The following is a 6,259-nucleotide window of genomic DNA, read 5'->3' on the forward strand; positions in this document are numbered from 1 at the left end:
GTACCCCGAATAGTGACGACTAGTAAAACTTAGAACGGTCGTACAACGACCAAAATTACAATAGCCAGCAATATCAGAACTGGCACTTCATTGAACCAGCGATAAAAGACATGGCTGCGGGTGTTTTCGCCACGAGCAAAACGTTTTACCTGTGCGCCGCACATATGGTGGTAGCCAATCAGGATCACCACGAGGGTCAGTTTGGCGTGCATCCAGCCGCCTTGGCCGAAGTAGGCGCTCGGGTTGAGGCCGATCAGCCAGATTCCGAACACTAGGGTGGCGATCATCGCCGGTCCCATGATGCCGCGATACAGCTTGCGCTCCATGACACTGAAGCGCTCCTTGCTGACGCTGTCTTCGCTTTGGGCGTGATAGACGAACAGGCGCGGCAGGTAGAACAGGCCAGCAAACCAGCAGACCAGGCTGATGATGTGAAAGGCTTTGAGCCATAGATAAAGCATTTTTGGTTATTCCCAGGTTCACAGTAGCCAAGATAGTAGAGGTTAGAGCGTCCGCACGTCACCTTGACGGTTGTCGCAGGACGGCGCGGCCCCTATTATCAACGGCTTTCCAGTGGGTTCGTTGAGGGCAGGTATATGGTCAAGGTCGGTATCGTCGGCGGCACGGGTTACACCGGTGTCGAACTGCTGCGTCTGTTGGCACAGCATCCGCAAGCTGAAGTGGTGGTCATCACTTCGCGATCCGAGGCGGGCCTGGCCGTTGCCGACATGTACCCTAATCTGCGAGGTCACTACGACGGTCTGGCGTTCAGCGTGCCGGACATCAAGACGTTGGCTGCTTGTGATGTGGTGTTCTTCGCCACGCCCCACGGGGTTGCTCATGCGTTGGCGGGCGAGCTGCTGGCGGCGGGCACCAAGGTTATCGACCTGTCGGCAGACTTCCGTTTGCAGGACGCTGATGAATGGGCCAAGTGGTACGGCCAGCCTCATGGCGCGCCAGAGTTGCTGGAGGAAGCCGTTTACGGTTTGCCGGAAGTGAATCGCGAGCAAATCAAGCAGGCGCGCCTGATCGCGGTGCCAGGTTGCTATCCAACCGCCACTCAGCTGGGCTTCCTGCCATTGCTCGAGGCTGGGTTGGCAGATACCACGCGCTTGATCGCTGACTGCAAGTCGGGTGTCAGCGGCGCCGGTCGTGGTGCCAGCGTTGGCTCGCTGTATTCCGAAACTTCCGAAAGCATGAAGGCCTATGCGGTCAAAGGGCACCGTCACTTGCCTGAGATTCGCCAGGGACTGCGTCGCGCCGCGGGCAAGGACATCGGCCTGACGTTTGTCCCGCATCTGACGCCAATGATCCGTGGCATTCACTCGACGCTCTACGCAACGGTTGTAGACAGGTCGGTGGATCTGCAGGCGCTGTTTGAAAAGCGCTATGCCAATGAGCCGTTCGTCGATGTCATGCCTGCCGGCAGTCATCCGGAAACCCGTAGCGTGCGCGGTGCCAACGTTTGCCGTATCGCCGTGCATCGTCCACAAGATGGCGATCTGGTGGTGGTTTTGTCGGTGATCGATAACCTGGTCAAAGGTGCGTCGGGTCAGGCGGTGCAGAACCTGAACATCTTGTTCGGTCTGGATGAACGCTTGGGCTTGTCTCACGCTGGGATGTTGCCTTAAAAAAAGCAGCTGCAAGCTATAAGCTTGCGGCTTATAGCTTGCAGCTGCTTCTCTAATAGTTGACCGCTTTTCTAGGAGAAGCGGATAATGCGCGTCATCACGCATTATGGCGGCGTAACGCCGGGAGATAGTCAGCATGAGCGTCGAATCCTTCACCCCCACGGCTTTGCAATTCACCCACGGTGCCGCGCACAAGGTGAAGAGCCTGGTCGATGAAGAGGGTAATGATCGCTTGAAGCTGCGCGTATTCGTTACGGGCGGCGGTTGTTCAGGGTTTCAATACGGCTTCACCTTCGATGAAGAAGTGGCCGATGACGACACCATCGTCGAGCGCGAGGGCGTCAGTCTGGTCGTAGACCCGATGAGCTTTCAGTACCTGGCCGGTGCCGAGGTGGACTATCAGGAAGGTCTGGAAGGCTCTCGTTTCGTGATCAAGAACCCGAATGCCAGCACAACGTGTGGTTGCGGTTCTTCGTTCTCGATCTGATCGATCAGCGCTGTACCCGTTTCACTCAGCGCCGCATTGCCTCAGGGCTCTGCGGCGTTTTGCTGTCTATTGATCAAGCGGGATAGATGGCGCCGAGTACTCGCAAGCCGCGCGCGCCGGTGACGCTCGGGCGATTGGCTGCAATGCCTTCCAGGCAGCAATGGGCCAGCCAGGCAAACGCCATAGCTTCGACCCAGTCCGGGTCTACGCCGTAAGCCGCAGTGCTACTGACTTTTGCGTTTGGCAGCAGAGCGGCGAGGCGACTCATCAGTGCTGCGTTGTGGGCGCCACCGCCGCAGACCAGCAGCTCTTGCGTCCCGATCTGCGCTGCTTGCAATGACTCGACGATAGTCTGTGCGGTCAACTCCAGCAGCGTTGCTTGTACATCCTCTGCGGAAAACTCTGGCAGGAGCCGCAGATGCTGCTGTAGCCATTCAAGGTTGAATACTTCACGGCCGGTGCTCTTTGGGCCTTTGGTCAGGAAGAAGGGATCGCTGAGCAAGGCTTTCAGCAGGGTGGGCTCTACCTTGCCGCTTGCGGCCCACTGACCATCGCGATCAAAGTTGTCGCCGCGCTGCACGTGAATCCAGGCATCAAGCAAAACGTTCCCTGGGCCGCAGTCAAAACCTGAGACAGGTTTACCGGTCTCGATCAGGCTGAGATTGCTGAAACCGCCGACATTCAGTACTGCGCGATTACCTGCACACTCATCAAACAGTGCTTCGTGGAAGGCTGGAACCAGCGGAGCACCCTGGCCGCCAGCGGCAACGTCACGGCTGCGGAAATCGCTGACGACGGTAATTCCGGTCAGTTCAGTCAGCAGGGCTGGATTGCCGATCTGGACGGTGAAGCCTCGTGCAGGCTCATGGCGAATGGTTTGCCCATGGCTGCCAATCGCTCGAATGTCTTCGGGCTTCAGTTGTTGTTGATCGAGGAGGGTGCGGATGCCCTGAGCGGCCAGTTGTACCCAGCTCTGTTGGGCGATGGCGGAGCGGGCAATCTCGTCCGGGCCGCTGGCGCACAAGCCAAGCATCTCGGCGCGCAGGGTTTCAGGCATGGGGATGTAGTGTGTGGCGATCAGCTTGACCGCCGGTGCTTGCTCGATCAGCGCGATATCCAGGCCATCAAGGCTGGTCCCGGACATCACACCTATATAGAGCGCCATGGCTCAGCGTTTTCTCGAAGCCAGCATGGTGGCTTTCTCTTGGTCCATCCGTGCCATCAGCGGCTGACTTTGCTGCTGGAAACGCGCACGCTCCGCTTTGGCGATCGGGTCGGCCATTGGTAACTTCTGACCCAGAGGGTCGACGTGCACTCCATTGACCTGGAACTCATAGTGCAAGTGCGGGCCGGTGGAGAGCCCTGTAGTACCGATATAACCGATGACCTGGCCTTGTTTGACGTTGCCGCCAGTCTGGACGCCTTTGGCGAAGCCCTGCATGTGCCCATAGAGCGTGCGATAGGTATTGCCGTGCTGGATGATCACGGTGTTGCCATAGCCACCGCGGCGACCGGCCAATAGAACCTTGCCATCACCGGCTGCCTTGATTGGTGTACCTCGAGGGGCTGCGTAATCGACGCCTTTGTGGGCGCGGATCTTGTTCAGGATTGGGTGCTTGCGACCCATGGAAAAGCGCGAACTGATGCGGGCGAAGTCGACCGGGGTGCGAATGAACGCCTTGCGCATGCTGTTGCCATCAGCGGTGTAGTAGCTGCTGTTGCCTTGTTTGTTGGTGTAGCGCACGGCGGTGTAGGTCTTGCCGCGGTTGGTGAAACGTGCGGAAAGGATAGGGCCGGTGCCGACGGTCTTGCCGTTGATGACCTTTTGTTCGTAGATCACATCGAATTCGTCACCCTGGCGAATATCCTGGGCGAAGTCGACGTCATAGCCAAACACGCTGGCCATGTCCATGGTCAGGCTATGGGACAAGCCGGCACGCGCGGCGGACTGCGAGAGTGAGTTGTTGATCACGCCATGAACATAGGCAGAGCGCACAGTGGGCTTGGCGGTGACACGGTTGAATGCAAAGCCCTTGGCGCCCTTGGTCAGGGTAATGCTTTCCAGGTCGCTGACCTTGCTGTGCAGGTTGTTCAGTTGCCCATCGGGGCTCAGTTCAAACTCGAGTTTCTGGCCGTGTTTGAGTTGCGAAAACTGTTTGGCCTGTTTATCGCTGGCCAGGACTTCATGCACCAACGCTGCTGGAAGGCCAGCTTTCTCGAAAAGCGTGGAAAGCGTGTCGCCTTTGGCAACAATTACTTCCCTGTGTCCAGGGGCTTTTTTCGCTTCTACAACCGCTGGAACAGGCTGTGCTTGAGCTGTTTCCTGGGTGTCTTCAGCGCTGCTTTCGATCTGTGCGAACGGAGAGGCCACAGCTTCATTTGTGGCTTGCTCGGCGTTGGAGGCGTCTTGATCTTGTGTCAGTTGCTCAACCGGGGTTTCCAGGTCGAGACTCAGAGTTGTTCTTTTGGCTTCTACATCGCTGGAAGGGAATACCAGTAGCGCCAGGCTGAGGAGAGCAGCAATTCCACTTGCTGCGAGCAGGTGGGTCTTCGGATAAAGCGGCGGCGCTTTAGACGGTTCTGAGGTCATAGGTAATTTGACTTTGATAAAGATGAATTGGAAAAGATGAATGACATGATGAAGATTAAATAACTGTATAAAATATAACCAAATCATCTGTGAAGCAAGCCCGCGGACGCTCTGTTCGTGGATTGGTCTCCGTACGCCGGGCAAAACTTGTAATTAGTCCGCGATCTTGTATGGTTGGTTCCCTTTGAATCTGAGTCTCGCGGGTCTGTTATGAAGTCGGTTGAAGAGCAGCTAGCGCTGATCAAACGTGGTGCGGAAGAGGTGTTGGTTGAGTCCGAGCTGATCGAAAAGCTCAAGCGTGGCCAGCCGCTACGTATTAAGGCTGGCTTTGATCCGACTGCGCCGGATTTGCACCTGGGTCACACCGTGCTTATTAATAAGCTGCGTCAGTTCCAGGATCTGGGGCATCAGGTGATTTTCCTGATCGGTGATTTCACTGGGATGATTGGCGACCCGAGCGGCAAGAGCGCAACGCGTCCTCCACTGACTCGTGAGCAGGTTCTCGACAATGCCGAGACCTACAAGACCCAGGTATTCAAAATTCTTGATCCGGCCAAGACCGAGGTGGCGTTCAACTCCACCTGGATGGACAAGATGGGGCCCGCGGACTTCATTCGTCTCACCTCGCAGTACACTGTGGCGCGCATGCTTGAGCGCGACGACTTCGACAAGCGCTACTCGACCAATCAGCCGATCGCGATCCATGAGTTCCTTTATCCGCTGGTTCAGGGGTATGACTCGGTGGCGTTGCGTGCCGATGTCGAGCTGGGCGGCACAGATCAGAAGTTCAACCTGCTGATGGGGCGTGAGTTGCAACGCGCTTATGGGCAGGAGGCGCAGTGCATTCTCACCATGCCGCTGCTTGAGGGTCTGGATGGCGTGAAGAAGATGTCCAAGTCTCTGGGCAACTACGTCGGGATTCAAGAAGCACCAGGCGTCATGTACGGCAAGCTGGTTTCCATTCCGGACGTGCTGATGTGGCGCTACTTCGAATTGTTGAGCTTCCGCTCGATGGATGAGATTGCAGTCTTTAAAGCTGATGTAGAGGCTGGCGCCAATCCTCGTGACATTAAGATCAAGTTGGCTGAAGAGATCGTTGCGCGCTTCCATGGTGAAGAGGCTGCGGCGAACGCTCATCGTGCGGCGGGCAATCGCATGAAGGATGGCGAGTTGCCGGATGATCTGCCGGAGATCGAATTGACTGCTACTGAGGATATGCCGATTGCCGCCGTCCTTAATAAGGCAGGCCTGGTAAGGAACTCGGCAGTGGCGCGCGACCTTCTTGGTTCGGGTGGTGTGCGTATAGATGGTGAGGTGGTCGATCGCACCTATATATATGCATTGGGTGAGACGCACGTTTGCCAGGCTGGAAAGAAGGCATTTGCGCGTATTACGCTCAAATCTGGATAAGGCTGAAATTAGGGCTTGACGGCAGATTCTGTAAGTCTATAATTCGCCCCACTTCCGGCGCAGTCGAAACGGAAAACTCCTTGGTAAACAAAGAGTTACGCAGTTTTCGACAGCGGTTACGCTTCAGTTCATCGAGGCCCG

General features: G+C 56.6%; 6 protein-coding genes. 3 read left to right on the forward strand and 3 right to left on the reverse strand.

Annotation, left to right across the window (positions count from 1 at the left end):
- Positions 1 to 29: 29 nt before the first annotated feature.
- A complete protein-coding gene (hemJ, locus tag ACZYSM_RS21975; RefSeq protein WP_489074531.1) occupies positions 30 to 461 on the reverse strand; it encodes a protoporphyrinogen oxidase HemJ in 432 nt (143 codons plus the stop codon).
- Positions 462 to 596: 135 nt separating this feature from the next.
- Here hemJ and argC point away from each other — a divergent pair, with 135 nt between their 5' ends.
- Both argC and erpA read left to right on the forward strand, forming a co-directional pair.
- Positions 597 to 1,631 carry an N-acetyl-gamma-glutamyl-phosphate reductase gene (gene argC / locus ACZYSM_RS21980; protein WP_489074533.1) on the forward strand — a complete coding sequence of 345 codons (1,035 nt, stop codon included), beginning with the start codon at positions 597 to 599 and terminating at the stop codon, positions 1,629 to 1,631.
- A gap of 136 nt (positions 1,632 to 1,767) precedes the next feature.
- Positions 1,768 to 2,118 (forward strand): iron-sulfur cluster insertion protein ErpA, encoded by a 351-nt coding sequence (gene erpA / locus ACZYSM_RS21985; protein WP_007947969.1) that lies wholly within the window; start codon positions 1,768 to 1,770, stop codon positions 2,116 to 2,118.
- Positions 2,119 to 2,191: 73 nt separating this feature from the next.
- On the opposite strand, the gene ACZYSM_RS21990 is transcribed toward erpA, so the two are convergent.
- Together ACZYSM_RS21990 and ACZYSM_RS21995 are read right to left on the reverse strand one after the other, a co-directional pair.
- A complete protein-coding gene (locus ACZYSM_RS21990) occupies positions 2,192 to 3,283 on the reverse strand; it encodes an anhydro-N-acetylmuramic acid kinase (protein ID WP_489074536.1) in 1,092 nt (363 codons plus the stop codon).
- Between the two features lie 3 nt (positions 3,284 to 3,286).
- The gene (locus tag ACZYSM_RS21995) at positions 3,287 to 4,708 is read right to left on the reverse strand and encodes a peptidoglycan DD-metalloendopeptidase family protein (protein WP_489074538.1); all 1,422 of its coding nucleotides are present in this window, start codon (positions 4,706 to 4,708) and stop codon (positions 3,287 to 3,289) included.
- A gap of 210 nt (positions 4,709 to 4,918) precedes the next feature.
- On the opposite strand from ACZYSM_RS21995, the gene tyrS reads away from it, so the two are divergent.
- Complete coding sequence (tyrS, locus tag ACZYSM_RS22000) at positions 4,919 to 6,118, forward strand: tyrosine--tRNA ligase (RefSeq protein ID WP_489074542.1); 1,200 nt, start codon at positions 4,919 to 4,921, stop codon at positions 6,116 to 6,118.
- Positions 6,119 to 6,259 lie beyond the last annotated feature (141 nt).

It is taken from the genome of Pseudomonas sp. F220, assembly GCF_057813935.1.

What these genes read in the sequence shown, in the direction of transcription:
- hemJ (WP_489074531.1), bottom strand. Translation starts at nt 461, where the DNA reads ATGCTTTATCTATGGCTCAAAGCCTTTCACATCATCAGCCTGGTCTGC.
- argC (WP_489074533.1), top strand. Translation starts at nt 597, where the DNA reads ATGGTCAAGGTCGGTATCGTCGGCGGCACGGGTTACACCGGTGTCGAA.
- erpA (WP_007947969.1), top strand. Translation starts at nt 1,768, where the DNA reads ATGAGCGTCGAATCCTTCACCCCCACGGCTTTGCAATTCACCCACGGT.
- ACZYSM_RS21990 (WP_489074536.1), bottom strand. Translation starts at nt 3,283, where the DNA reads ATGGCGCTCTATATAGGTGTGATGTCCGGGACCAGCCTTGATGGCCTG.
- ACZYSM_RS21995 (WP_489074538.1), bottom strand. Translation starts at nt 4,708, where the DNA reads ATGACCTCAGAACCGTCTAAAGCGCCGCCGCTTTATCCGAAGACCCAC.
- tyrS (WP_489074542.1), top strand. Translation starts at nt 4,919, where the DNA reads ATGAAGTCGGTTGAAGAGCAGCTAGCGCTGATCAAACGTGGTGCGGAA.